The 24,761-nt window shown below is 72.4% G+C and carries 21 protein-coding genes; 8 read left to right on the top strand and 13 right to left on the bottom strand.

Annotated features, from left to right (window positions below; all coding sequences use genetic code 11):
• Positions 1–4: 4 nt before the first annotated feature.
• The 4 genes from ACFY1L_RS41405 to ACFY1L_RS41420 form a co-directional block, all read right to left on the bottom strand.
• Complete coding sequence (locus ACFY1L_RS41405; protein ID WP_020938517.1) at positions 5–163, bottom strand: DUF6760 family protein; 159 nt, start codon at positions 161–163, stop codon at positions 5–7.
• Positions 160–660: a hypothetical protein gene (locus tag ACFY1L_RS41410; protein ID WP_388836881.1), complete on the bottom strand. Its 501-nt coding sequence runs from the start codon at positions 658–660 to the stop codon at positions 160–162. The genes ACFY1L_RS41405 and ACFY1L_RS41410 overlap by 4 nt, the downstream gene beginning before the upstream one ends.
• Positions 657–1,097 carry a phage tail protein gene (locus ACFY1L_RS41415; RefSeq protein WP_010353296.1) on the bottom strand — a complete coding sequence of 147 codons (441 nt, stop codon included), beginning with the start codon at positions 1,095–1,097 and terminating at the stop codon, positions 657–659. Before ACFY1L_RS41415 ends, ACFY1L_RS41410 begins: the two co-directional genes overlap by 4 nt.
• 65 nt (positions 1,098–1,162) lie before the next feature.
• Complete coding sequence (locus ACFY1L_RS41420) at positions 1,163–2,719, bottom strand: phage tail sheath family protein (RefSeq protein WP_388836884.1); 1,557 nt, start codon at positions 2,717–2,719, stop codon at positions 1,163–1,165.
• Between the two features lie 245 nt (positions 2,720–2,964).
• Between ACFY1L_RS41420 and ACFY1L_RS41425 the strand changes: the two genes are divergently transcribed.
• Positions 2,965–4,617, top strand: a complete 1,653-nt coding sequence (locus tag ACFY1L_RS41425) for a DUF4157 domain-containing protein (RefSeq protein ID WP_388836887.1) — start codon at positions 2,965–2,967, stop codon at positions 4,615–4,617.
• Positions 4,618–4,634: 17 nt separating this feature from the next.
• Here the strand turns inward: ACFY1L_RS41425 and ACFY1L_RS41430 are convergent, their stop codons facing one another.
• From ACFY1L_RS41430 to ACFY1L_RS41445, 4 genes are all read right to left on the bottom strand, one after another.
• Positions 4,635–6,737, bottom strand: a complete 2,103-nt coding sequence (locus ACFY1L_RS41430) for an ATP-binding protein (protein ID WP_388836890.1) — start codon at positions 6,735–6,737, stop codon at positions 4,635–4,637.
• The gene (locus ACFY1L_RS41435; protein WP_388836893.1) at positions 6,734–7,444 is read right to left on the bottom strand and encodes a DUF4255 domain-containing protein; all 711 of its coding nucleotides are present in this window, start codon (positions 7,442–7,444) and stop codon (positions 6,734–6,736) included. Before ACFY1L_RS41435 ends, ACFY1L_RS41430 begins: the two co-directional genes overlap by 4 nt.
• Positions 7,441–10,533, bottom strand: a complete 3,093-nt coding sequence (locus ACFY1L_RS41440; protein ID WP_388836896.1) for a hypothetical protein — start codon at positions 10,531–10,533, stop codon at positions 7,441–7,443. Before ACFY1L_RS41440 ends, ACFY1L_RS41435 begins: the two co-directional genes overlap by 4 nt.
• A 238-nt stretch (positions 10,534–10,771) precedes the next feature.
• The gene (locus tag ACFY1L_RS41445; protein ID WP_388836899.1) at positions 10,772–11,470 is read right to left on the bottom strand and encodes a LuxR C-terminal-related transcriptional regulator; all 699 of its coding nucleotides are present in this window, start codon (positions 11,468–11,470) and stop codon (positions 10,772–10,774) included.
• A 232-nt stretch (positions 11,471–11,702) separates the two neighbouring features.
• Here ACFY1L_RS41445 and ACFY1L_RS41450 point away from each other — a divergent pair, with 232 nt between their 5' ends.
• Positions 11,703–13,046: a hydrolytic protein gene (locus ACFY1L_RS41450; RefSeq protein ID WP_388836902.1), complete on the top strand. Its 1,344-nt coding sequence runs from the start codon at positions 11,703–11,705 to the stop codon at positions 13,044–13,046.
• Between the two features lie 196 nt (positions 13,047–13,242).
• Here ACFY1L_RS41450 and ACFY1L_RS41455 read toward each other — a convergent pair whose 3' ends face one another.
• On the bottom strand, positions 13,243–14,040 hold the full coding sequence (locus tag ACFY1L_RS41455) for an SGNH/GDSL hydrolase family protein (protein ID WP_388836905.1): 798 nt from the start codon (positions 14,038–14,040) through the stop codon (positions 13,243–13,245).
• A gap of 133 nt (positions 14,041–14,173) precedes the next feature.
• Between ACFY1L_RS41455 and ACFY1L_RS41460 the strand changes: the two genes are divergently transcribed.
• From ACFY1L_RS41460 to ACFY1L_RS41485, 6 genes are all read left to right on the top strand, one after another.
• Positions 14,174–15,385: a sensor histidine kinase gene (locus tag ACFY1L_RS41460; RefSeq protein ID WP_388836908.1), complete on the top strand. Its 1,212-nt coding sequence runs from the start codon at positions 14,174–14,176 to the stop codon at positions 15,383–15,385.
• A complete protein-coding gene (locus tag ACFY1L_RS41465; RefSeq protein ID WP_388836911.1) occupies positions 15,382–16,056 on the top strand; it encodes a response regulator in 675 nt (224 codons plus the stop codon). The genes ACFY1L_RS41460 and ACFY1L_RS41465 overlap by 4 nt, the downstream gene beginning before the upstream one ends.
• A gap of 137 nt (positions 16,057–16,193) precedes the next feature.
• Positions 16,194–16,610, top strand: coding sequence for a hypothetical protein (locus ACFY1L_RS41470; protein WP_388836914.1), 417 nt, complete (start codon positions 16,194–16,196; stop codon positions 16,608–16,610).
• 47 nt (positions 16,611–16,657) lie between these two features.
• Positions 16,658–17,404, top strand: coding sequence for an ABC transporter ATP-binding protein (locus ACFY1L_RS41475; protein WP_388837053.1), 747 nt, complete (start codon positions 16,658–16,660; stop codon positions 17,402–17,404).
• Complete coding sequence (locus ACFY1L_RS41480) at positions 17,401–19,995, top strand: FtsX-like permease family protein (RefSeq protein ID WP_388836917.1); 2,595 nt, start codon at positions 17,401–17,403, stop codon at positions 19,993–19,995. Before ACFY1L_RS41475 ends, ACFY1L_RS41480 begins: the two co-directional genes overlap by 4 nt.
• A 35-nt stretch (positions 19,996–20,030) precedes the next feature.
• Positions 20,031–20,297 carry a hypothetical protein gene (locus ACFY1L_RS41485; RefSeq protein ID WP_388836920.1) on the top strand — a complete coding sequence of 89 codons (267 nt, stop codon included), beginning with the start codon at positions 20,031–20,033 and terminating at the stop codon, positions 20,295–20,297.
• A 147-nt stretch (positions 20,298–20,444) separates the two neighbouring features.
• On the opposite strand, the gene ACFY1L_RS41490 is transcribed toward ACFY1L_RS41485, so the two are convergent.
• Genes ACFY1L_RS41490 through ACFY1L_RS41505 form a run of 4 tightly spaced genes read right to left on the bottom strand, consistent with a single transcriptional unit; the run spans position 20,445 to position 24,414 of the window.
• The gene (locus ACFY1L_RS41490) at positions 20,445–22,199 is read right to left on the bottom strand and encodes an ABC transporter ATP-binding protein (protein WP_388836922.1); all 1,755 of its coding nucleotides are present in this window, start codon (positions 22,197–22,199) and stop codon (positions 20,445–20,447) included.
• Positions 22,196–22,687 carry a lasso peptide biosynthesis B2 protein gene (locus tag ACFY1L_RS41495; RefSeq protein ID WP_388836925.1) on the bottom strand — a complete coding sequence of 164 codons (492 nt, stop codon included), beginning with the start codon at positions 22,685–22,687 and terminating at the stop codon, positions 22,196–22,198. The genes ACFY1L_RS41490 and ACFY1L_RS41495 overlap by 4 nt, the downstream gene beginning before the upstream one ends.
• Positions 22,684–22,950, bottom strand: coding sequence for a PqqD family peptide modification chaperone (locus tag ACFY1L_RS41500; RefSeq protein ID WP_388836928.1), 267 nt, complete (start codon positions 22,948–22,950; stop codon positions 22,684–22,686). Before ACFY1L_RS41500 ends, ACFY1L_RS41495 begins: the two co-directional genes overlap by 4 nt.
• Before the next feature lie 6 nt (positions 22,951–22,956).
• Positions 22,957–24,414 carry an asparagine synthase-related protein gene (locus tag ACFY1L_RS41505; protein WP_388836931.1) on the bottom strand — a complete coding sequence of 486 codons (1,458 nt, stop codon included), beginning with the start codon at positions 24,412–24,414 and terminating at the stop codon, positions 22,957–22,959.
• Positions 24,415–24,761 lie beyond the last annotated feature (347 nt).

Below are 24,761 nucleotides of genomic sequence, written 5' to 3' on the forward strand. Positions count from 1 at the left end.
GTGCTCAACCGCCTTCGTTCACGCGGGTGTTGATACGAGCGATCTCGGCCACCCACTGCCGGCGTTCGTCGTGGGTCAGGTCGAGGATCTCCTCGCGCTGCCAGTGGAAGTGGTAGGCGATGTACGCGATCTCCTCCCGGAGCCGGGGAAGGGCGTACGTCACGATTCCCCCAGGCGCCCACCCGAGAGGTCGACCTCGAAGCCGCCCTCGCAGTGCGGGCAGGTCACCGCGGCGCGGGTGTGGCCCTCGCTGTTGACGCGGCGGTAGAAGTCCTGGAGGAAGGCGACGTCGGTGGCGTACATCCGCTCCACGACCCCGGCGTGCACATCGGTGACGGTGCCGATCCGGGTGATCACCTGGCTCAGCAGCACCACGCTCAGGTACGCCGGGTTCTCCTTGACCCTGAGGTCGATCTGCGGGCGCAGTTCGTCACGGGCGGTGGCCAGGCGCATCGCGCCGTGCCGGTGCACCGTGCCCGCCTCGTCCACGTAGCCGCGCGGCAGCTCGAACTCGAACTCGGTGCGCAGCCCGTGGTCCTCCCGGGGCGGCGCCGGAGCGGCGGGTGCGGGGGGTGCCGCCGCCTGCTCCGGCGCCGTGGCGGGCGCCGTGACCTGGAGGATCTCCTCCAGGTTGCCCGCCGTGACCGTACGGCGCCTCATTCGACGATGATCTCCTCGAACACGATGGTCACGGACTCGGTGGCCGCGGCCGACTCGCCCGCCTTCAGGGAGGGGCCCTCCCACTTGGAGGCCCAGCCCTGCATCAGCTGGATACGGCGGACCGTGTTGCCCTCGGTGTCCTTGATCTCGATGGTGAGGTTCTGCCGCGCGGAGTTCACGGCGCCGTTGTTGAGGGTCTCCTTGATCCAGCTGGTGAACTCGCTGCTCTGGTCGAGTCCCCGGGTGATCGTGATCTCGCCGGCCTGCCGGGCGCCCGGCTGCTTGCGGATGATCTGCTTGCCCTCCGCGCTGACCTGGCGTACCTCGACGACCTCCTCCTCGACGGTCAGTCCGCTGATCTCCTGGATCGACTCGACCAGGTAGCCGCCGAGCTGCACGCCGAAGACGTGGGTGGAAAGAGCATCGCCCGTTGCCATGACTGTCTGTCACCTTTCCTTGCGGAGCCGCTTTTCCACGGCTCCGTTCTTCTGCGGACCCGGGGTCACTCGTCGACGAGGCTGGTGCTGTCGGAGAACTGGGCCAGCCGGAACACCACGAACTCGGCGGGCTTGACCGGCGAGACGCCGATCTCGCAGATGACGCGGCCCTGGTCGATGGACTCCGGCGGGTTGTTGTCGCGGTCGCACTTCACGTAGAACGCCTCCTCGGCCGTACGGCCGAACAGCGCGCCCCGGCGCCATTCCTCGGTGAGGAACGCGGTGACGTTGCGCCGGATGCTGGACCACAGCCGGTCGTCGTTCGGCTCGAAGACCACCCACTGGGTGCCCAGCAGGATGGACTCCTCGAGGTAGTTGAAGAGGCGGCGCACGTTCAGGTAGCGCCAGGCCGGGTCGGAGGAGAGGGTGCGGGCGCCCCAGATGCGGATGCCGCGGCCGGGGAAGGCCCGTACGCAGTTCACGCCGATCGGGTTGAGCAGGTCCTGCTCGCCCTTGCTGAGCCGGAGTTCGAGGTCCACCGCGCCGCGGATGACCTCGTTGGCGGGCGCCTTGTGCACACCGCGCTCGGCGTCGCTGCGCGCCCACACGCCGGCGATGTGGCCGCTCGGCGGGACGGTGGTGTTGCGTCCGGAGGCCGGGTCGAAGACGCGCACCCAGGGGTAGTAGAGGGTGGCGTAGCGGGAGTCGTAGCCCGCCTCGTCGTTGCGCCAGGTGCGCACCTGCTGGGCGTTGAGCCCGGGCGGGGTGTCCAGGACGGCGACGCGGTCGCCCATCTGCTCGCAGTGCGAGATCACGGCGAGCTGCACGGTGCGCACGCCCTCGGCGTCGATGTCGCCGCGCTGGTAGGCGCTCATCAGGTCCGGCACCGCGACCATGGTGATCTCGTCGATGGTCTCCAGGCCGCCGAAGCCGGTGCGGGCGCCGGCGTCGCCGACGTACTCCGCCGCGTCGAGGCGGGCGACCGCGCCGGAGCCGTTCGCGGCGGGCGCGGCCGGGGCGTCGGGCACGGCCAGGGTCCCGGCGGCGGGCCTGCTCTGGGCGGCGCCCTGCTGCTCGGTGACCTGGATCAGCTTGGAGGCGCGGGCCTGGTTGACCAGGTAGCCCTTGACGTTCTTGCGGGTGGAGGCCTCGTACGTCTCCGCGACCTGGTCGCCCTGGCGGACCAGGACCTTGAAGCGGTCCTCCGGCGGGTTCTCGCCGTCCGCGTCGGCGACCTCGACCGACACCCCGCTGACGCCCGGCTTGGCGGCGACGAGGAAGCCGCCGAGCTGCACCGGCTCCGCGGCCTTGTTCGCGCGCCGGCCGCCGTTCACCGAGGGGGCGGAGGCGTCCTCGGCCTGGCCGCCGATGCGCACGATGTACGCGGCGCCGCCGCCGTTGGCGAAGTAGCCGTAGACCGAGAGCGGCAGGTAGGCGCCCTCGGTGAAGCCGCCGAAGGTCTGGGTGTACTGGTCCCAGCTGGTGACCAGCGTCGGCGTGTGGAACGGGCCGTTCTCGGCGAACCCGACGAACGCGGCGACGGCGGTGCCGACCCCTTCGATCGGTCGGGCACCGGACTGCACCTCCTCCACGTACACGCCCGGGGTGAGGTACGTCGGCATGCTCGCTCCTTCGCGTCCTACGGGTCGTTCCTGTGTCCAGGCCGAGTCTGCGCGGGGCCGCGCGGGGACGACAGGGACGCGGGGACCGGGCCAAGGGCAAGATCACTGCCTGTACCTGCATGCGCCAACGGTCCGGCCGTCACCCGGACTTGCCCCCGTTGTGCCCATGAAGACCTGGACGCCCCGCTCGCCCGGGCGGTCCACTGGGGGCCGCAGCAGGGGTGCGCCGAACAGGAGGCAGTGAATTGCGGAAGTCCGGGGCGCACACCGAGCAGACCGAGGCCCGGCAGGCCGCGCGCGGCCCGGCCGCCGCCCGCCGGGAGGCCTCCGCCGGCCCCGCCGTACCGCCGCCGCTCACCGCCGACGCCCTCCGGGCGGCCCAGCGCGGCGCGGGCAACGCCGCGGTGACGGCCATGATCGCCCGCCGCGCCCGTACGGCACCTGCCGTCGAGCAGCCCGATCCGGGAGTGCACCAGGTCCTGCGCTCGGCGGGCAAGCCCCTTGCGGCACCGGTCCGCCAGGACATGGAGGCCCGCTTCCAGACCGACTTCTCCGACGTACGACTGCACACCGGCGCGGCGGCCGCCCGCTCGGCCCGCGCCATCGGCGCCCGCGCGTACACCTCCGGCAGCCATGTCGTCATCGGCCCGGGCGGCGGCGACCGGCACACCCTGGCCCACGAGCTCACGCATGTCGTGCAGCAGCGCCGGGGGCCGGTGCCGGGCACCTCCACCGACCACGGGTTCGCGGTGTCGGATCCGGGCGACCGCTTCGAGCGAGCCGCCGAGGCCAACGCGCGCAAGATGATGTCCGGGCCGGCGCCCATGGACCACGCCACCGACGGGCACGACGGAGCACGGCACACAGGCGGTCCGGACGCGGTGCAGCGCTCGGTGCGCCCCGTCACCGAGGACGCGTGCGCCGTCCCCGTCCAGCGCTATCGCACCCCCACGGCCCAGGGAGCCGACGGCGCGGACATCACCGAGGCGAGCGACGTCACGGTCGACCGGATCTCGGACAACGGGCTGATCGCGGTGGCGGGTCGGCAGGAGGCGTACGCCGACGCCGAGTTGATCGACCGCGCCAACCGGGAACTGGCCGGGCAGAGGCGGATACGCGTCCGCCTCGAACGAGGCGAGCAGGTAATGATCAGCGGCCGTGTGCTGCACCGGGTGCTCCCCGTCCTCTCCTCCCGCGAGGCGGCCGACTGGCCGGGGGCCGACCAGCGCCACGAGCCCGTCCTCGGCGACAGCGCGCAAACACGGGACGACAAACTCGCGGCGTACAAGGAGAGTCTGAGCGCACTGCCGGCCGAGCACGGAGAGCTCCTCGCCACGGCCCTCCGCATGGCGACGGGCAGGAAGGCCACCCAAGAGATCGACGCGCTGCACCAGAAGTTGCTCAGCCTCTCCAACAGTGAGATGGGCGCGCAATGGGCGGCCGATCACGTCCCGTTGAACCCCAGGTCCGAGTCGAACTTCCCGCAGAGAGCGGCGGAGTGCCTCACCCAGCTCGCCATCGACCGCGACGCCACCCGCGAACCGGAGCAGGTTCTGACGGCTCTGCTGATCACACTGCCCAATGACTGCCAGGCCGCCGCCGAAAGGCTGATCGGCACGCCTGCGAACGGCCTCGCGCACCCGCGGGCCAACCCCACGGTCGGCGAGAACCACTATGTGAATCTGCGGGATGTCGAGGGAGGCCGCTGGCAGAACCACTTCGCGGCGGTGATCATGCGCGACGGGGACGACTCGCTGACGTACGAGACGGCCGCGGACAGCGCCAACGCCCTGAGCGAGGGAAAGTCCCTCGGCTACTTCGCGCTCTACGGGGCGGAGGGCACGCAGCAGTCCTTCGCCTCCGAGATCAACCAGCAGAACACGGCTCCGAGGAACTGAGGCCGCCCGCGCGGTTCTCAGGCCTCCGTGGCCGCCGCCAGATACGGCCCGAACTCGCTCTCCAGGACCAGCCGTCCGAGCTTGCGGTACTCCTGGGCGACCGCCGTCACCAGTTGCCGCATGGTGAGCGGGGTGCCGGACTCCGCCGCGAGGTAGGCCGCGGTGACCGCGCAGGCGCGGATGGAGCCGCCGGCGAGTTCGAAGCGGTCGGCGCAGAAGGCGAGGTCGAGGTCGGCGGCGCGGGGCAGCCGGTCGCCGAGGCAGCGGTCCCACAGGGCGAGGCGATGGCCGGAGTCGGGCACCGGGAAGTCGGCGACCACGTCGAGGCGTCGGGTGAACGCCTCGTCGAGGTTGGCCCGCAGGTTGGTGGTCAGCACCGCGATCCCGTCGAAGGACTCCATACGCTGCAGCAGGTACGCCGACTCGATGTTGGCGTGCCGGTCGTGCGCGTCCTTCACCTCCGAGCGCTTGCCGAAGATCGCGTCGGCCTCGTCGAAGAGGAGCACGGCATTGACCGCGGAGGCCTCGGTGAAGATCCGTTCCAGGTTCTTCTCGGTCTCCCCGATGTACTTGTCCACAACTGTGGACAGGTCCACCACATACAGGTCCATGCCCAGGTCCGCGGCGACGACCTCGGCGGACATGGTCTTGCCGGTGCCCGACTCCCCGGCGAACAGCGCGATCACGCCGCGTCCCCGGCCGCCGCCGGGCCGCATCCCCCACTGCCCGAGCACCTGCTCGCGGTGGCGTGCGCGCAGCGCGAGTTCGCGCAGCCGCCGGTGGGTGGCGGGCGGCAGCACCAGGTCGTCCCAGCCGACGCCCGGCTCCACCCGGCGGGCGAGCCGGTCGAGCCCGGCGCCGTTCTGGGCGCGTACGGCGGTGCGCAGATCGTCGGGGCGGACGGGCCGGCCCGCGAGGGCAGCTGTCCGCACCGCGACATCGGCGGCGCGACGCAACTGCCCGGAGTCCAGCCGGTGCGCGGCGACCGCGTCGGCGAGCGCCTCCACGTCGCCGGTCGCAAGGTCGCCGGCCACGGCACCGGCGGACCGTTCGAGGGCGTACCGCCAGCGTGCCGCCTGCCGTTCGGGCGAGGGCGCCGGCACGGTCAGGGCGACGGGGGTGTCGGCCGCCCACTCCGGGGCCCAGCCGACGGTGCCGTGCGTGAGCAGCGGGATGCCCCGCAGCGCCGCGCACAACGCCCCGAGCGTGCGGGCCCGTTCGGCGGGTTCGCCGGGGAGCGACTCGAGCGGGCCGAGGACGACTCCGGCGCCGGTGAGACGGGCTTCGAGGGCGGCGATCCGGGCGAGTTCCGGTACGTCGGCAGGGCGCCGGGCGAGTGCCACGGCGTCCAGGACGAGCGGGCGCAGCCCGGCCGCGCGCAGGGCGGCGACGGCCAGCCCCGCCGCGTCGCCGCCCCGACTGCGCAGATGAACGAGGCCTGCGCCGGTGCCGGCCGCGGCCGCCGTCCGCTGGACCTCCGCCGTCTCGGCGGTCGGGTCCTCGCGGGCCTCGCCGAGCACCCCGGCCAGCCGGGCGTCGGGGCGATCGCTGCCCAGCAGATGCCCGGCGACCCGGTCCGGAACCGCCAACACCCGTGACAGTGGCGGCCGTTCGGGCTCGGTGACCTCCACCAGACCGCCCGCGATCAGCGGCGCTCCGGGGGCGAGCCGGAACCGGCCGGACGCCGCCCCGGCGAGCCCGCACAGTTCCAGGGCGAGCCCGACCGTGGGGCGACGGCGGGTCAGGTCGTCGTTGAGGTAGCCGTAGAGCCGCTCGAACCGTGCGTCGAGGTCGGGTGCCAGCGCGACCAGGAGCAGGTCCAGGTCCAGCGGGGACAGCCCGAACCGCCGGGCGAGCCCGTCGAGGACGGAACCGGCGGGCGGCGGCCACGGCTCGTGCGCGGGTACGCCGAGGCCACCCGGCTCGTCCAGGATGCGGGCTACGGCGTCCGGGGTGAGGTACTGGCCGCGGTACGGATCGTCGGGATCGGGGTCGGCGGCGCGACGGACGGCCACGGCGTGCCGTACCCGCTCCTCGACCAACTGGAGCCGCGCCCACAGGTGTTCTGCGTCGGTCGATACGGGATCGGCGATGACGACGGGCTCGGCGGTGTGCGTCACGGCTGGCGGTCCCCTCGGCGGCGGCGACGGGCGGGGGCGGAGCCCCGTTCGCGCGGGCCGGCGAAGCCGCCGTCCGGGCCCGGGTCGGTCGTCTCCGTGTAGCGCAGGCGGCGGCCCGGTGTCGCCTCCTCGCCCTCGGTGCGGCTGGCCGAGCGCACGACGAGGCCTTCGGTGACCGGCGGTGCGGTCTCCTTGGCCGCCCCGGCGAGCGGTGCCCGTACCCGGACCTGGAGGGAGGCCTTGAGCTCGCCGCCGAGCGCCGACCACACGTCGGAGGCGGCCGGCGCGTCGAGCCCGACCCCGCCGGCGTCCAGGGCCACCGTCAGGCCGAGGTCGGCGAGGGTGCCGGTGAGCAGGCGGGCGGGCAGGGTCTCGGTGGACACCAGGGTCGCGAGCACCTGGGAGAGCAGGCGGTGTTCGTCCTGCGGGCGGCTCGCCCACGCCGTGACCAGGTACGTCAGCTCGAACCAGCGCGGCGGGGTGCGCCGCGCCACCAGATGGCCGTCCTCGTCGTAGACCTCCCCGGCGCCGCTGCCGCGCCGGGTGGCGTCCTCCCGGATGTCGTAGAGGAAGACGCAGACGGTGGGGGCGCTGCGGCGCGCCGCCCAGTCGCGGGTGGGGGCGTCGAAGACGACCTCGACGCCCGACGCCTCCAGGCCGGACCCGCCGAGCAGGCGCCGCAGTCCCTCGTCGACCTCGTGGATCACCGGCGGGTCACCTCGTCGGGCGGCTGGATGCTGCCGTTGACCACCAGGAAGTCGGTCGTCACCGGCGAGAAGCCGCGGCCCTTGGCGGTGATGATGCGCGGCCCGGTCTGGTCCTTGGCGAGGATGAGCAGCTGGCCGATGAACTTGCCGTCGGGGCCGGGGACGGTCGGCGCCGCCGCCGCGGTGATCCCCGGCTTCCAGGTGAACCGCACCGGCACTCCCGGCGGGAAGTCCTTGCCGCGCACCGAGGTGACGAAGCCGGGCTTGCCGATGTTCGGCACCGCGACGATGCGCGGCTGGAGGATGCGCAGCCGCTGCTCGGCGGTGTTGTCCTTCTTGTCGGCGTCCGTACCGGTGGTGGTCAGCACGCCGGTGACCTGGGCGGTCAGCGCCTTGTTCGGGCTGAGGACGACGCGGACGACGGTGCTCGCGCGCGGCTTCAGGTCCGGCAGCGCGCACACCCAGGACCTGTCGCAGCCCTCCGGCGTCCCGTTGTTGGGGATGCTCTTGGGCAGGCCGATGTGCAGCCGCAGACCGGTCGCGAGTGCGTTGCGGCCGTTGCGGACCGTGTACGTGACCACGACGCGTCCGCCCACGTAGCCCGGGTTGGGCTGGGCGGTGACCTTCACGCCGGGTCCGGCGTCGGGCGCGGGCGGCTCGGAGGGCACGGTCGGGGGCGGGGTCGGTGTCGTCGGGGGAGTCGCCTCGCGCACCGGGACGACGGTCCGGCCGGCGTTGTCGCTGGGCTCCGGGTCGATGACCGTGCCGGTGACCGACCAGTCGACGGGCTGGTCGCCCGCGGTGAGGCCGGTGAGGGTGACGCTCACGGTGACGGTGGTGCCGGGCTGTACGACGCCGACGTCGCACTGGAGGGAGGCGGCGTCACAAGTCCCCCCGGGCCAGGTGACCTTGGTGACCTGCACGCCGGTCGGCGGGGCGATGGTCAGGGTGGTGCCGGGGGAGGCTGCGGGCCCGTTGTTCACCAGGCCGACCTTGACCGTGGTGGTCTTGCCGACCGTGACCTCGGGCGTGGTGCCGGGCGCGTTGACCGCGAGGTTCACGGACTGCTGGACGCTCGGCTCCTTCTGGCGGCCCGGGAGCGTGCTGGTGAGCGGGGTGAGGTCGCCGGAGTCGACGTCCAACAGGCTGAGTTTCTCAGGGCTGTTGACGGCCACGGCGGCACGCGAGCTGATCACCAGGCCCTTGCCGTCGGCCGTCCACGCGGCGTCGCGCGGCTGGAACGGGCCGGTCGCCGAGGTGTCCGGCAGCTGCCGGCCGCAGGCGCCGGGCAGGTCGCGGGCCGAGGCGGGCGTCAGCACCTGGCAGTCGTCGCCCGTGAGGGACGTGAGAAGGATGCCGTCGCGCTCGTCGACCTGGCCGCCGCCGCTCTTGCGGTTGAAGGCGATGGAGGTGCCGTCCGGCGAGAAGGCCGGGCTGTCGTCGATGACCTCGCAGTCGCCCGGGCAGATCGTGGCGCTCAGATCCTTCTGCTGGTCCAGGTGGTCGACGGGCACGGTCCAGATGTGCTTGTTGCCGCCGTTGTCGTTGATGACCTCGTTGCGGGTGAAGGCCAGGGTCCTGCCGTCGGAGGACCAGGTGGGCTGGGCGTCACCGCCCGTCTGCTGACCGGCCGGCGGGGTGATCTGCCCGGTGATCGCCCCGGTGGCCGCGTCCGCGACGAGGATGCGGCTCGGACCGCCGACGCCGCCGGGCGAAGTCCGGGTGAAGGCAAGGTATTTGCCGTCCGGGGAGAAGGTCGGGTCGGTGTCCCAGTCCGTCGCGCCGCGTCCCGCGAGCGGCATGGGCTGCGCGTTCGATCCGTCGGCGTCCGCGATCCAGATCCGCTCGATCCGGCCCTGGGCACCGTCCTCGAAGCGGGTCAGCACGATCCGGCGGCCGTCGGGCGTGTAGTTCTGCCGCTCGGTCCACGGGTCGTAGCCCGCCGCGGGCTGGAACAGCGGGTCCTTGGCGGCATCGGTGTTGGTGTCGGCCGCCGGGTCCTCCTTGAGGATCGTCAGCCCCAGGTCGCGCGGGTCGGAGCCGTCCGCCCGGGCGTCCTGCAGCGTCACCACGTGCGGGCCGGCCGCCGTGGTGCGCTCGACGATCGCGCCGCCGCCGTCGACCGTGCCGAGCCAGGTGACCGAGGAGACCTCGCGGTCCTCGTTCAGTACGAGGGAGGGGACCTGGTCGGAGTGGGCGGTCGTCCGGAACACGTGGTCCCAGTCGCCCTCGCACTGACACGTGATCTCCGGGCTCAGGAACACCACACCGTCCCCGTCGGGCAGCCATGCTGCCCCGTGGGCACGCCACTGTGCCTGGTTGCCCCCGAGGAGCGGTTCGTCGCCGGTCCCGTCCGCGCTCGTCACCCGCAGCCGGGGCACGCTCTGCCCGTTCTCGGTGGTCGTGGCGGTGTACGCGATCCAGTTCCGGTTCGCGTCGTCGTTCACCGGGTTCCACACCGGTTCACTGGCCGTGCCGTTCGCGGCGTCGGTGACCCGGGTGGCGGTGCCGCCGTTCAGGTCCCGTACGTAGATCTGCTCTCCGACCAGCGGGTTGCTGTCGCTGGAGTACGCGATGCGCTGCCCGTCGGGGGAGACCGTCGGGCACTCCTCGTTCGCGGCGGTGTCGGTCAGCCGCGTCAGACCGGTGCCGTCGGTGTGCACCAGCCACAGGTCGCGCTGTGTGCCGCCGCCCAGGGCGCCGGACTCGGCCGCGTCGAACACGACGGAGTTGCCGTCCGGGGTCAGCCGGGGGTGTGCCGCGTCCATGCCGCTGGTCAGACGCCGTACGGAACCGTCGGCGGAGCGCAGATAGATCTGCGGCGTCTTCTCGTCGCGCAGGCTCGCGAAGACCATCTGGTCGCCGAGGGCGGCCGGCTGGACGTCGTGGTGGGCCGGGCCCGCACCGAACAGCGGGGTGCTGGAGGTCGTGGTGGCGACCTGGCCGAGGCTGCGGTGCCGGGTACCGGCGTAGGCGATCCGGGTGTCCGCGGTGCCGGCGGCCGCCGCGGCCCGCGGCGCGGACTCGGCGCTGCCCTGCCCGGAGGCCGCGGTCACCCCGAGCAGCGGGATCAGCAGCAGCAACGACATGCCGAGTCTCCCCGGGCGGTACCGCCCGCCGGGGCCAGCGGTTGCCAATTTGAGGTCCCCCTCATGGTCTGGTGCGGCACGTGGATGTGCCCCTGCCACCCTGCGCCGGGCGCGCGCGGGACGGCAGGGCGGCGGGGCCGTACCCGGGGGAAACGTGGGGTGTGCGTTCGGGCACCATCAGCGTTCCCGGCGGACACCCTTGGCCGCCGTCGCATCGGAACGTTCCCGAACTCCCTTGTCAGATGAGCCCGTTGCGCAACGCGTAGCCCACTGCATGGGCCCGGTTGCGGAGTTGGAGGCGGGTGATGATCTCGTGCAGGACGTTCTTGACGGTCCGTTCGGAGTACGCGGTCTTGCGGGCTATCTCCGCGGTGTCCAGGCCCTCCGACACCAGGCGCAGCATGTCCGCCTCCCGGGTGGTCAGCGTGGACAGGGACAGGCCGTGCGGATCGAGCGCCGAGCGCTGCAGGCTGCCGACGTGGGAGAGCAGCTTGCCCAGCAGGTCGCCGGGGAGCACCCCTTCGCCGTTGGCCGTCGCGAGGACCAGGTGGACGAGCCGGTCCTGGTCGGCCTCGGCGCGGCGCAGCACCGCCGGGACGCCGCACTCGATGACGCGCTGCAGCGCGCCGGAGCCGAGGGTGCCGACCACGAGGCCCACGCGGGTGGCGGAGTTGAGCCGCAGCCGGTGCAGCAGGGCGGCCACGTCGTCGTCGACGTTGTCCACGACCACCAGCGACACCTGCGCCCCGTCGGCGTCGGCGTCGGCGTCGGCGAAGAGGTCGACCTCGGGGCGCTGGCGGAGTTGCTGGACGACGCCGACGCGCAGGATCGGATCGGCGGCGTAGACGGCCACGGTCACCCGCTCCGGCCGGCTCGGACGCGAGGCCCGGAGCCCGGAGCCGACGGCGGCGGACACATGTGACATGGAGGCGGACATGGCAGGGGTGTTCTCCTCTGCGCAGTACATGGGGGGTTACCTGTTCGTGAGTTCGTGGGGGAGGATCGCTGTGGCGCGCGAATGCCCGAAGGCGGCGCGCGGGAACGGCCGGGTGACATTAACGACCCACCGTTACGGGCGAGTTGACAGTGACTACGCGGGCACCACGGCTGCCCGAATGTTGCCCTCGCGCTCCTCGGCACGCACCGGCGGGCGTTTCTAGCGTGGAGGCGTGACGCCTTCTGCAGCCTCTTCCGGTCCCGGTGCGCCCGGACTCGACATCCCGGTCGTGACGGTGGCCCCGGGCGGCACCGCCACGACCAGTCTGACCGTCCGCAACGACAGCGACATCGTCGAGGCCTACAGCCTGGAGGTCGTCGGGGACTGCGCCGCCTGGACCACCGTGGAGCCCGCGCGGGTCTCCCTCTACCCGGGCACCTCCGAGACGGTGACGATCCGGCTGGAGCCGCCGCGCTCCCCGGAGATCCGGGCGGGCGAGCTGCCCCTCGCGGTGCGGATCCTGCCGACCGAGCACCCCGACGCGGTGCGGGTGCCCGAAACCACCGTGCACATCGAGGAGTTCCACGAGCTGCGCACCGAGCTGCAGCCGCGCCGGCGGCGTGGCTGGCTGCGCGGCCGCTACCGGCTCGCGGTGCGCAACGAGGGCAACACCCCGGTGCAGGTGGGCTTCACCCCCGGCCAGGCGGGCGAGGAGCTGGCGTTCGCGTTCAACCCGGCCGAGCCGAAGCTGGAGCCCGGCGAGTCGACCGAGGTCGGGCTGCGGGTCCGTACGGGCAAGCCCGTGTGGTTCGGCAACCCGGTGGTGTGGCCGTTCACCGTGCACACCGCCGAGACCGGTGACCGGGACGAGGCACAGCCGGACGAGAGCGTCCACCGGCCGCCGCTGGACGCGGAGTTCGTCCAGATCCCCATCTTCCCGAAGTGGCTGCTCGCCCTGCTCGCGGCGCTGCTCGCCCTGCTGCTGGCCTGGTTCGCGCTGGTCCGCCCTGCGGTGCGCAGCGCCGCGAAGGAGGCGGCCAAGCAGGCGGTCCAGCCGCGCCCCACACCCGCGGGCGAACAAGGCGGCGGGCAGACACCCGGCAACGGTTCCGGCGGTGGCGCGAGCGCCTCGCCCGGCGCCCAGGGGTCGGGCAAGGGCCAGGGCTCCGGGGCGGGCGGCGACGGCGGCTCGAGCGGCGACGGCGCGACGCTCAACGGGCAGCAGAGCTCGGCGACCATCGACCTGAAGACGTCCGGCGGCGAGACCAGGACCGGCACCTACAAGGTTCCGGAGAAGAGCATCTTCGGGGTGACGGACATCGTCGTCGCCAACTTCCAGGGCGACGAAGGAGTGATCACGATCACCTTCGGAGACCGCAAGATCACCACGATCGCCCTGGAGACCTTCCGCAACCAGGACTACCACTGGGTCACCCCCATCAAGATCCCCGCGAACGACACCGTGACCATCGAAGTGACCTGTGCGAAGCCGGGCACTCCGGCCACCGGCCGCCGGGCGCAGGGTTGTCACGAGGTGCTGAACGTGAGCGGTGTGCTCAGCCGCACCGAGCAGTGAAACCAAGCAATGAATCGGACCCCCCGCTTCCGATCATTCTTGATCAGTGCTGACTACATCTGTAAAGGCTGGCAACTGACTGCGTCTGGAAATCGATAACCGCGGTCTGAAAACCGGCACTTGGGGCCGTGACGGATCACACACCACGAATGGAACCGCCCGGGACGGATCGCCTCCGTCCCGGGCGGCCGTCGTATCAGCCCCAGGTCGCCTCGAGCTTGGCGGCGTAACCCTTCGTGTAGCCCGCCGCGTTGGGGTGGAAGACCGCGGAGGCGTTGGTCAGGTCGTTGATCCACGGGTCGGAGCCGCAGGCCCCGTGGTCCTTGAACGTGGAGCGCATGTCGAGGAAGTAGACCGACGCCTTGGTCGCCGCGGCCCTGGTGCCCTCGGCCAGTGCGTCCGCGAGGCCGTTCATGGCGGTGCGCTTGGTGGCGTCGAGGTCGATGACGGGGCAGGTCCCGGTCGAGGAGAGCGTCTGCGGGTAGCCGAGGACGAGGATCAGGGCCTTCGGCGAGCGGGCCTTGATGTCCTTGTAGAGGCCGGCGAGCTCGTCCACCAGCTGGTTCCTGGCGTAGTACGACATCCAGTCCGTGGCCGTCTTGCAGTAGCTGTCGCTCTGGGTGAGGCACGCCTGGACGACGGAGGAGAACTGGGCGTCGTTGCCGCCGACCGTGATGGTGACGAAGTTGGTCGTGGAACTCAGCGCGGACAGCTGGTTGTTGCGTATGTCCGCGATGGTCGCGCCGCTACAGGTGACGTCCTTCAGCGAGTACTCGGGGTTGGCGGCCGCCCACTGGTGCGGGTAGTTCAGCGGGCTGCGCTTGCAGTCGCCGCCGGCGGAGTCGTACGTACCCGCGCCGACCCCGGAAGCGTACGAATCTCCCAGAGCCACGTATTCCGCCTGGGTGGACGCCTGGGCGGGAGCACTCGCCGTACCCGCAATTCCGGCGAATGCCAGCACTGCACCGACGGCGACGGTCTTCAGTTTTCGCATGGGTCCTTCAGGTTCTTGATCACGGAATCCCGAAGGTAACCGCGGGTTGTTGCTCGGGAATTGTCGGTCTGTTGTCGGCAATTGACTGCCTTTCAGGAATGGTTTTGCGGGGTGATGTCGTAGCCTGTTCGCCATGTTGCGCCGCATACAGGCTTTGCCGTGGATACATACGGCGTACGACATCGCGCTCGCGATGCTGGTGGTCGTCATCACCACGCGCTACGTCGAGGAGTACGACTGGATCGTCGGCTGGGGCATGGCCCTGGCGCTGCTCTTCCGCCGGCGTCGGCCGCTGACGGTGATGGCGGTGGTCTCGGGGCTCGCGCTGGTCCAGTACGTGCTGTCGGAGTACCCGACCTTCAGCCTGACGACGGACCCGGCCGCGTACGACGTGGCGCTCCTCATCGCGATGGTCTCGGTGGTCACCCATGCCCGGCCGATGTGGCACAGCCACGCGGCGGGCGCGGTCGTCCTGGCGGGCATCGCGGTGGAGTCCGGGCTCGGCCTGCCCGGTTCGCGGGGTTCCGTGGAGGTGGACCTCGTCACCCTGGTCTCCTACAGCGGTCTCGGCGCGGCCCTGTGGCTCACCGCCATGGTGCTGCGGACCCGGCGGCTGTACGTGGCGAGCCTGGAGGAGCGGGCCGCGACGGCCGAACGGGAGCGGGAGCACCTGGTGCAGATCGCGGCCGCCGAGGAACGCGCGGAGATCGCGCGGGAGTTGCACGACGTGGTGGCGCACAGCCTGGCGGTGATGATTCTGCAGGCGGACGGCGCCGGGTACGTCCTCAAGTCGGATCCGGACAAGGCGGGTTCGGCGCTGAAGGCGATCGGCGACACCGGGCGGGACGCGCTGGAGGACATGCACCGGATCGTGCGGGTGCTGCGCACCGGACGGGGCTCCGGGCAGGAGGAGGCGCCGGAGGTCGACCGCAGGCGAGTGTCGCTGGACGACCTCGAGACGGTGGCCGAGCGGGCACGTGCCGCCGGGCTGGACGTGAAGCTGGACGTGGAGGGTGACCGCGTCGGGCTGTCCACAGCGGACGAACTGACCGTGCTGCGGGTCGTCCAGGAGAGCCTGACCAATGTGCTGCGGCATGCCGGTCCCGGCGCGCAGGTCGCGATCACGCTGCGGTTCGACGGGGACGTCGTGGTGATTCGCGTACTCGACGACGGTGCAGGGAAGTTGGCCGGCGCTCGGGCGGCGGCGGACCGGGGCAGCGGTGGGAACGGGCTCGTGGGCATGCGCGAGCGTGTGGAGGTGTCCGGCGGCAAGTTCACCGCCGGGCCGCGCCTTGGCGCGGGATGGCAGGTCGATGCGGAACTTCCGGTGAGGACAGTGGCATGACGGAGACGAACAGCCCCATACGTGTCGTGGTGGTCGACGACCAGCCGCTGATCCGGGCGGGGTTCGCGATGGTGCTGGCCGCGCAGGGCGACATCGAGGTCGTGGGCGAGGCCGAGAACGGCGCGGACGCACTGAGGCTGCTGGCCCGCACCGAGGCCGACGTCGTCATCATGGACATCCGTATGCCGGTCATGGACGGTGTCGAGGCGACTGGGCGCCTGAGTCGACTGCCGGACGGGCCACGGGTGTTGGTGCTCACCACCTTCGACACCGACGAGGACGCCTTCGCCGCCCTGCAGGCCGGGGCGAGCGGCTTCCTGCTGAAGAACACCCCACCCGAGGAGGTCGTGACGGCGATCCGCGTGGTGGCGGGCGGCGAGTCCGTCGTCGCCCCGCGCGTCACCCGCCGCCTCCTGGACCGTTTCGCGGGGAAGCTCACGCCCTCGGCCCAGCACGACGAGCGGCTGGACCTGCTGACCCTGCGCGAACGGGAGGTGCTCGAGCAGGTGGCCGAGGGGCTGTCCAACAGCGAGATCGCCGCCCGTCTGTTCATCGCGGAGGGGACCGTGAAGACCCACTTCGGCAAGATCCTCACCAAGCTGGACCTGCGCGACCGCGTCCAGGCCGTCATCTTCGCCTACGACTCCGGGCTCGTCAGACCACGGTCGTAGTCCCGCCCTCCAACTCCGGTTAGAGGGCGGCGGCCCGGAGATCGGTTTCCGAACCGATGTGCCGCGACGCCCCGCCTCCGAGAATTTACCCGTACCGAACGACGAAAAGCGTCGGACGGAATTCCCCGGGGGTCACCATGACTGCTCTCGCACGCCCGCAGAACCGCACGGCAATTCTTTTCGGCACCGTCGCCCTGCTGATTTTCACGGCCGTCGCGGTCGCGGGCGGCTACTGGTGGAACGAGCGGAACGAGCCGAGCCAGGCGTCCAGGACCGACTGCAAGCTGGCGCAACTGCTCGTCGACTCCACGCAGAAGATGCCCGGCGACCAGGCCGGTATCGAGAAGTGGGAGAAGAACGCACAGCAGCGCAGGTATCAGCTCGACGACGGATACCTCGGCGCCAGCATCTCGAATTACGAGGGGTGGGCGGCGACGACGGCGAAGGGGGAGGGCACGCCCCCGAAGAACGAGGTTCAGCGGCTGGAGGACGAGGCCAACAGCCACTGCTCGGACGCGAACGTCACGCTCGTGTTCCCCCCGATCGCCTCCTGATCGCGCCGGGACGGAGGGGAATCCAGCTCATGGACACGACCGAAGACATGCCCGCACGCATGCCCGAACACATCGCCACCGCCGTGGATCTGGTCAAGACCTACCAGCAGGGGCAGGCGCAGGTCAGGGCCCTGGACTCGGTGACGGTCGGTTTCGCCCGCGCCCGGTTCACGGCCATCGCGGGCCCCTCGGGCTCGGGCAAGTCGACGCTGCTGCACTGCCTGGCCGGCCTCGACTCGGCGACATCGGGCCAAGTAACCCTGGGAGACACGGAGCTGACCGGGCTGTCCGACCGGGAGCTGACCCGCGTACGGCGGGACAAGGTCGGCTTCGTCTTCCAGTCGTTCAACCTGCTGCCCCAGCTGACGGCCCTGGAGAACATCGTGCTGCCCGTCACCCTGACCGGCCGCCACCTGAACGGGGACCTGCTCGACCATCTCGTCGGTGTGCTCGGCATCGGCGACCGCCTGTCCCACCGGCCCGCCGAACTCTCCGGCGGCCAGCAGCAGCGCGTGGCGCTCGCCCGCGCCCTGCTGGCCCGGCCCGTCGTGGTCTTCGCCGACGAGCCCACCGGCAACCTCGACTCGCAGTCCGGCGCGGAGGTCCTCGACCTGCTGCGCCGCTCCGTGCGCGACCTCGGCCAGAGTGTGGTGATGGTGACGCACGACCCGCGGGCCGCCGCGTACGCCGACCGTGTGGTCGTCCTCGCGGACGGACGCGTCGTCGACGACGTGGACGGGGCGGACGGCGGCGATGTCACGCGCGCCCTGCAACCGGCGGGGAGGGCCCGATGAACACCCCCTGGCGTGCCGGCGTCCTGGGTTCCCAGCTCGCCGAACTCCTGCGCCGGCCCGGCCGGTTGGTGACGACCGGGATGTCGGTCCTGGTGGCCGCCTTCGTGGTCTTCGCCACCGTCATGGCCCAGCAGATCACCACGAACACCACCCTCGACCGCTTCCGCGGCACCCCCGAGGCCGTGAGCCTGGTCGCGACCGCCGGCGACTCCAACATCGGCAGTGCCGCACTCGAGCGGATCCGCGCGCTGCCCGGTGTCGCCGAGGCCGTCGGCCGCGTGAACTCCGGCGCACCGATCGCCGGCCCCTCCGAACACTGGCTGGAGCTGCACTCCGACCCCGGCACCGGCCCGCTGTCCCAGGTCCGGCTCGTCGAGGGCGGCTACCCCGACCGCGCCGGCCAGATCGCCGTCAACCGCCGGGCCGCCGAGGAACTGGCGCTCTCCCCCGGCACCCGCACCACCCTGCGGGTCCCCGACCCCGGGAACCCGGACGACGGGGACAAGACCGTCAAGGTCACCGTCACCGTCACCGGCGTGGTGAAGAGCACCGCGACCGCCGAGCAGCAGTCCGGCGCCTACACCACCGACGCCCTCATCGCTCCCCTCGCGGACCTGCCGGGCTACGAGCACATCGACATCCGCGCCAAGGACGGCGTCCCGCAGGGCGAGTTGAGCGAGCAGGTGCACACCGCGCTCGGCAAGACGTCCGCCGGAGTCTCGGTCGAGTCCGGCAGCGCCGTGCGTGCCCAGGAGGAGCGGGAGGCGGTGGGCGGAGACCTGAAGGAGATCTTCCAGCTGATCTCCGTGTTCCTGGCCGTGGCGGTGGGGGCCGCGGCCCTGGTCGCCACCTCGGCCTTCCGGATCGTCTTCGCCCAGCGGATACGGCAGTTGGCCCTCCTGCGCGCCGTCGGCGCCCCGCAGGGCCGGCTGGTGACCGCGCTCGCCGCCGAGGGCGCCCTGGTGGGCACGGTCGCGGGCTCGCTCGGGGTGCTGCTCGCGCTGGGCGCCGGGCACCTCGCCCCCGTGGTCGCCGCAAGCGCCGCCGAGGAGCTGTCCGCGCCGGGCTTCCCCGTGACGTACGGCGTGCTGGTCGTCGTGGGAACCATGCTGGTGACCGTCGGGGCGGTCCTCGCCCCCGCCCTGTCGGCGGCCCGGGTGTCCCCGCTGCACGCACTGCGCACGGCGGACACCGTGACGGGCGAGCGCGGCGTCCGGGCCGCCCGGCTCGTCACCGGACTCCTGCTCGCCGCCGCGGCCGCGGGCCTCGCCGCCCTGCTGCTCAACCAGAACAAGGGTGACGACCGCGACCTCGGCATGATGGTCGTCGTCGCCTCGGCGGGCCTCGCCTTCCTGGCGCTCATCGCGCTGGGCCCGCTCCTGGTCGGCCCCGTCCTGACGGTCGCCGGATGGCCGCTGCGCCGACTCGGCGCCACCGGCAGGCTGGCCGTCAGCGGTGTCGGCGGCGCCCCGCGCCGTGCCGCGGCCGTCTCCGTCGTCGTGGCGCTCGGCGCCGCGCTGGTCTCCGGCGCCCTGGTCTGCCTCGCCTGTCTCACCGGCTACATGGAACGCAGCGACGCGCTCGACGCCCCCGCCGACTTCCGGATCGCGGCCACCGGCAAGGGTTTCGACTCCGCGGTTGTACGGCAGTTCGCCGCGTCCCCGCAGTTGACTCATGTCACGGCCTACCGAACCCGCGAAGTGAAGCTCGCCGACCGGGAGTTCGAGGTCTCCGACCTGGCCCCGGACGCCCTGCCCACCGGCAAGGACATCGACACCGCCACCGGTTCCCTCGCCGATCTGGTTCCGGGCCACGCGGTGATCGGCTCCGACCTGGCCGCCGCACTGGGCCTGGCCACGGGCGACACCCTCACGCTCCCTCCCCCACTCTCGGCTTCGCTCGAGCGGGGGGACCCCCATCGCGGCGGCCGTGTCGAGCTGACCGTCGCCGCCACGCTGCCCGGCCCGGGCCCGCTCCTCGCGGACGTGCTCGTCGCTCCCGCCGATCTCGACCGGCTGGGCGCCACCGCGAACGCGAGCGGCATCCTCGCCGACGCGGCGGTGGACGGCCTCGCCGCCCGTGGCAAGGCCCAGCGCGCGCTGGAGAGCACCATCCGCGCCCACGTCCCCGACCCCGACGACGTCACGCTCACCGTCCTCGCGGAATCCCGGGACAGCAGCCGGGACACGGTCCGCACGACGGGCATCACCGCGCTCGGGCTGGTCGCCCTGACCGTCCTGGTCGCCGTCGTCGGCGTCACCGCCACCACCAGCCTGACCGCGATCGAACGCACCCGTGAGTTCGGGCTGCTCCGCGCGCTGGGCCTCGGCGGGAACGCACTGCGCCGCATCATCAGCCTCGAAGCCGCTCTGTACGGCGTCCTCGGCGGCATCCTCGGCCTGGCACTCGGCATCCCGTACGCCTGGCTCCTCATCCGCACCGCCGTCACCGCGGCACCCCTGCGCCTGCCGACGGCCCAACTGCTGCTGGTATTCGCCGGCTTGGCGGCCCTCACCGCACTCGCCGGGCTCCTGCCCGCCCGCCGCGCCACCCGCATCACGCCGATGACCGCGCTGGGCGACAGCGAATGAGCAGCCTCCGCGGACCAGATGCCAACGACGCGGCCGTGACATCCCGCATCCTCCTCTGGGACGCGGACCCCGGCACGACGGCCACCGGCCGCTACCGCCTCCCCGAACTCCCCCGCGACGTCGTCCTGACCACCCAGACCCCGTCCTCCCGCCAACTCCGCCACGCGACCCTGGCCCGCGAGCTGGCGACCCGCGCGGATGCCGACCCGGCGAGGCTGGCCCGGCATCTGCGGGCGGCGGGGCCGATGGCTCCGGCGGCGGCCCCCGCCCGGAGCGACCGTTCCGCTCTCGGACGGGGGTGAGCCCCGGTCCTCGCGGGCAGCAGCAGCGGACGTATCAGCGATCTCATGGATCTCGTGGGGGTCATGGGTCTCATACGGCGCAGTGAACATGCGCATCCTCGCCCCGGCCAAGGGGAGTTGGAGAGGTCTTGACCGATTCCGGTCCGTTCACCGACCGAGGGGCAATGCGCCCGTGACGCAGCGATAGCGCTCGCTGGTGGTCCGGAGTTCGTCGTGGGTGCCGGTGGCGACGATCCGGCCGTCGTCCAGGACCAGGACCAGGTCGGCCGCGCGGATCGTCGAGTAGCGGTGGGCGATGACCAGGAGGGCGCATTCGGTGGTGATACGGCGGATCGAGCGGCGCAGGGCGGCCTCGTTGGCCGCGTCCAGGTGGGCCGTCGGCTCGTCGAGGAGGAGCAGCGTCGGGTGGGTGAGCAGGGAGCGGGCCAGGGCGATGCGCTGGCGTTCGCCGCCGGAGAGGGCGGTGCCGTGCTCGCCGGCCGGGGTGTCCAGGCCGTGCGGGGAGCGGGCGACCAGGTCGGTGAGCTGGGCGAGGGCGATCACGCGGTCCAGTTCGGCGGGGAGCGCGTCGGGGGCGGCGTAGAGGAGGTTCTCGCGCAGGGTGCCGTACAGGACGGGTGCGTGTTGCTCCACCAGGCCGATGCGTGCGCGGTGGCGGGCCCGGTCAAGGGTGCGGATGTCGTGGCCCTCGAAGAGGATGCGGCCCGCGTCGGGGTCGTAGAAGCGTTCCGCGAGGGCGAAGACGGTGGACTTGCCGACGCCGGAGTTGCCGATCAGGGCGATGTGGCCGTGGGGCGGGATCTTGAAGGAGACGCCGTGGAGGACGGGGCGGTGCGGGTCGTAGCCGAACCGGACGTCCTGGAACTCCAGCACCGGGGCGGCGAGTTGGGGGCGGGCGCGGGTCGTGTGGTCCGGCTCCGGTTCCGGTGGCAGGTCCAGGACCTCCGTGATGCGGCGCAGTGCGCCCAGGCCCTGGCGGGTGGTGCTCAGTGCCTGGAAGACGGCGGCGACCGGGGACATCAGATAGAGCATGTAGAGGAGGAACGCGGCGAGTTCGGCGACCGAGCCGTCGTGCCCGGCCACCCGTATGCCGCCGATCAGGAGGACGAGCAGGAAGGAGCCGTTGATGGTGAGGGTGACCGCCGGGGCGATCACCGCGTCGAGGGCGCCGACCCGCACGCTCTGGTCGTAGGCGCGGCGGGCCTGCCGTCCGATGCGCAGGGTCTCGCGCTCCTCCGCGCGGGAGGCGCGCACCGTGCGGATGGCGCCGAGCGCGCGCTCCAGTTCGGCGGTCATCGCGCCGGTGGCCTGCTGAGCGTGCAGCGAGGCCCGTTCGATGCCCTTGAGCACCGACGCCACCGCCAGCGAGCCGAGCACGATCACGGCCAGGACCAGCAGGAACAGCACCCAGTCGAGCCACAGCATGAGTACGACGACGCCGACGAGGCCGATGCTGCCCGTGACCGCGTCGGTGAAGCCCTCCGAGACCAGCAGGCGCAGCGCGGTGCTGTCGGCGGCCGTGCGGGAGATCAGGTCGCCGGTGCGGTGGCGGTCGTAGGTGCGCATGGGGAGTCGTAGGAGGTGGGCGATGAGGTCGAGGCGCAGGCCCAGTACGACGCCCTCGCCGGTGCGGGCCATCACGTACCGGGCGACCGCCTGGACGGCGGCCTGGGCGAGGAACAGCGCGACCAGCAGTCCGACCGCGCCGCCCACGGCAGTGCCCGCACCCGCCGCCTCGATGACCCGCTTGACCACCAGGGGCTGGGCGAGAGCGAGCGCGGAGCCGGCCAGGGCGAGCGCCGCGGCCAGGCAGATCCTGCGGCCGTGGCCGCGCAGGACCCGGCGGATCTCCTGCGCCGCGGTGCGCTGTCGGCCGCCGGCCGCCGGGTCCCGCTCGCTCACCCGGCTCGCCCCACGTGTGCGGACCCGAAGCGCTGGAGCACCGTGAAGCCGGTCCTGACCCCGGGGATGTCGGCGAGCACCTCCTCATACAGCTCGGCCCAGGCGTGGAAGGCGAAGCGGCCGCCGATGGACGAGCGCTGCCGGGCGACGACGACCTCGGCGGGCAGGCCGAGCGTGGTGAGGTAGGTGACGAGGGCGTACGAGCGGGGCAGGCACAGCGCGTCGGGGTCGGCGAGGCGGAGTGCGGTGAGGCAGGGCAGCACCTCGCGGCGGGCGAGCGCGATCGCCTCGCACGGGGCCAGCTCGCTTTCGGTCGCGGGCCGGAGGGACCGCAGCCTCTGCCGGGCCTCGGGCCAGCCGCGTCGCCGCAGGAGGCGTGCGGCGCGGACCGTGCGGGCGGCGGCCAACAGCCGTGCCCGCCCGGGCGGTCGAGCCGCGTGCCCGGGGTCCCAGAGCAGGAACTCCCAGTCGGCGGTGGGGTCTTTCATGGCGCCGGCTCGGCCAGGTGGTTCTCGGCGAGGCTGCCGGTGAGCGCGTCGAGGCCCTCGCGCAGGGTGTCCTCGCCTGCGTCGATGCGCTTGCCGAGGTGCCGTACCGCCTCGTCGGCGGTGTCGTACTCGAGGGCGGCCTGCAGCATGAGCGTGGCGACGGGGTTCAGCTCGTAGTAGGCGCCCTCCGCGCCGTCGAGCAGTACACCCGCGCCGTCCGCGGGGTCGAAGACGGTCTGTTCGGTGAGCTTGAGCAGGGGCATCGGACGTCACCTCGGGACGGGTCGGGCAAGGTGGGTCTCCAGGTCGCGCAGATAGAGCTCGACCATGGCGGAGCAGAGCAGGTTCTCTGCGTTGCGGCGCAGCGCCCGGGGGTCGGCGAGCACCTCGTCGAGGCGGTGCGGGTCGACGACCCCGAGCCCGGTGAGCCGGGCGTCGGGGTCGCCGAGGATGCGGGCGAGCGCGTCGGGGTGGCGCAGGCACCAGGTCTCGTCGGGCGAGCCCAGCCAGGTCCGCCCGTAGTGCCGCCAGACGTCGGGCGGCAGCCGGTGGGAGGCGGCCAGCCGCAGCACGGGCTTGTCGATGGTGCGGCCCGCGTGCGGGATCAGCCGGTACGCGTCGGGCAGCCGGGCCGCGAGCCGGCGCAGCGTCCGGCCGCCGAGGGGGTCGGCGAGATGGATGCCGCGCGGCCGCCACAGGGCGAGGTTCAGGGTCTGCTGCTGGGGGAAGAAGTCCAGGTCGTACGTCTCGGGGGCGGCGTCCGGCACGGGTACCAGGAAGTCACTGCCGAGCTCCACCTCGGCCCACGCCTGCGGGTCGCCGTAGAGGGAGTAGGAGGGCCGGATGCTGCGCAGCAGGCGGCTCGACTCCCAGCGGGTGCCCAGCAGTCCGCGCAGCATCCGCCATTTCTCGTACGGTGGCACGTCACCGGCGAGGATGTCGTACACCCCGTAGCGCATCGGCCCGAACATGACGTCGCCCGACAGCCCGGACAGCAGGACTCGCACCCCGTCGGCCGCGATCCGGTCGGCGACCCGTTCCAGGGTGCGTGGCCAGACATGGTTGTAGGGGTGGGGGAAGTCGCAGGTGGTGGAGAGGTAGTCGGCGTCGTCGGCGCGGGGGACGGTCACCAGCGGCACGCGGAGGTGCCGGCACACCTGGCGGGCGTACGCGGACTCGTCGGCGGACGGGTCGTCGGTGCCCATGTGGTACGCCGTGACGTCGGCGCCGTGGTCGGTGAGCGCCGCCAGCACGGTGGCCGAGTCGACGCCGCCGGAGAGCAGGATGCCGATGCGGCCGCCGGTACAGGGCCGCGTCTCCTCCAGCAGCAACTCGTAGGTGAGGCGGGTGAACTCGCGCAGCGTGGTGCGGCGCGGCAGGTCCAGGGGGGTGGCCACCTCGTAGGTCTCGGTGCGGGTGGAGCGGGTCCCCAGGACGGTGAACTGGCCGCGGCGCAACCGCCCGAGGTGCGGATAGAGGAAGACGTCCTCGCCCCGGCAGCTGCGCCAGAGCCGCTCCCGGTCGAACTCCGGGAAGCCGTCGTCGAGCAGGTCCCTCGGGTCGGAGGACCAGCGCACCTCCGATCCGGCCCTGCGGTGGAAGATCTGGTCGGGGCTGGACAGCCCGCGGAAGAAGAGGACCCGCTGCGGTGTGACGACGCAGCCGGAGAGCTCCGCGGGGAGCGCGGTGAGCAATCCGGTAAGTTCGTCGTATTCCTCGGCGGCCACCGCGGAGGAAAGTCGCTGGATGAATTCCAGGGATGGACGGAATGTGAGCGGTCCGACGAAAAGGACGCGCGAGCCGTCTCGCGGTTGCGGCGGCCTCTCGGGAATTCCGGAGCCGGGGTTTGCGGGGCTGAGCCATTGCCGCGAAAAGCAGGCGCCGGGATCGTCCGGCGTATCGGGTGCGGCTCCGAGTACGGCCCGCCCCGAGCACCCGACGCAGTCCACGAACAGGTGCGACGGGCCGGGCCGACGGTGTGTCACAGGATGTTGCCGTGTGAGAGGAGGTCAGGAACGCCGCGCCTGAGCAGGCCGGTCAGTTCCTCGATCCGCCCGAGGCGGACGAGGGTCGG

Origin of the sequence: Streptomyces sp. NPDC001663 (assembly GCF_042893105.1) — a bacterium.
GTDB lineage: Bacteria > Actinomycetota > Actinomycetes > Streptomycetales > Streptomycetaceae > Streptomyces.

What these genes read in the sequence shown, in the direction of transcription:
- ACFY1L_RS41495 (WP_388836925.1), bottom strand. Translation starts at nt 22,687, where the DNA reads ATGAAAGACCCCACCGCCGACTGGGAGTTCCTGCTCTGGGACCCCGGG.
- ACFY1L_RS41410 (WP_388836881.1), bottom strand. Translation starts at nt 660, where the DNA reads ATGAGGCGCCGTACGGTCACGGCGGGCAACCTGGAGGAGATCCTCCAG.
- ACFY1L_RS41465 (WP_388836911.1), top strand. Translation starts at nt 15,382, where the DNA reads ATGACGGAGACGAACAGCCCCATACGTGTCGTGGTGGTCGACGACCAG.
- ACFY1L_RS41480 (WP_388836917.1), top strand. Translation starts at nt 17,401, where the DNA reads ATGAACACCCCCTGGCGTGCCGGCGTCCTGGGTTCCCAGCTCGCCGAA.
- ACFY1L_RS41420 (WP_388836884.1), bottom strand. Translation starts at nt 2,719, where the DNA reads ATGCCGACGTACCTCACCCCGGGCGTGTACGTGGAGGAGGTGCAGTCC.
- ACFY1L_RS41475 (WP_388837053.1), top strand. Translation starts at nt 16,658, where the DNA reads ATGCCCGCACGCATGCCCGAACACATCGCCACCGCCGTGGATCTGGTC.
- ACFY1L_RS41455 (WP_388836905.1), bottom strand. Translation starts at nt 14,040, where the DNA reads ATGCGAAAACTGAAGACCGTCGCCGTCGGTGCAGTGCTGGCATTCGCC.
- ACFY1L_RS41440 (WP_388836896.1), bottom strand. Translation starts at nt 10,533, where the DNA reads ATGTCGTTGCTGCTGCTGATCCCGCTGCTCGGGGTGACCGCGGCCTCC.
- ACFY1L_RS41415 (WP_010353296.1), bottom strand. Translation starts at nt 1,097, where the DNA reads ATGGCAACGGGCGATGCTCTTTCCACCCACGTCTTCGGCGTGCAGCTC.
- ACFY1L_RS41445 (WP_388836899.1), bottom strand. Translation starts at nt 11,470, where the DNA reads ATGTCCGCCTCCATGTCACATGTGTCCGCCGCCGTCGGCTCCGGGCTC.
- ACFY1L_RS41470 (WP_388836914.1), top strand. Translation starts at nt 16,194, where the DNA reads ATGACTGCTCTCGCACGCCCGCAGAACCGCACGGCAATTCTTTTCGGC.
- ACFY1L_RS41460 (WP_388836908.1), top strand. Translation starts at nt 14,174, where the DNA reads ATGTTGCGCCGCATACAGGCTTTGCCGTGGATACATACGGCGTACGAC.
- ACFY1L_RS41500 (WP_388836928.1), bottom strand. Translation starts at nt 22,950, where the DNA reads ATGCCCCTGCTCAAGCTCACCGAACAGACCGTCTTCGACCCCGCGGAC.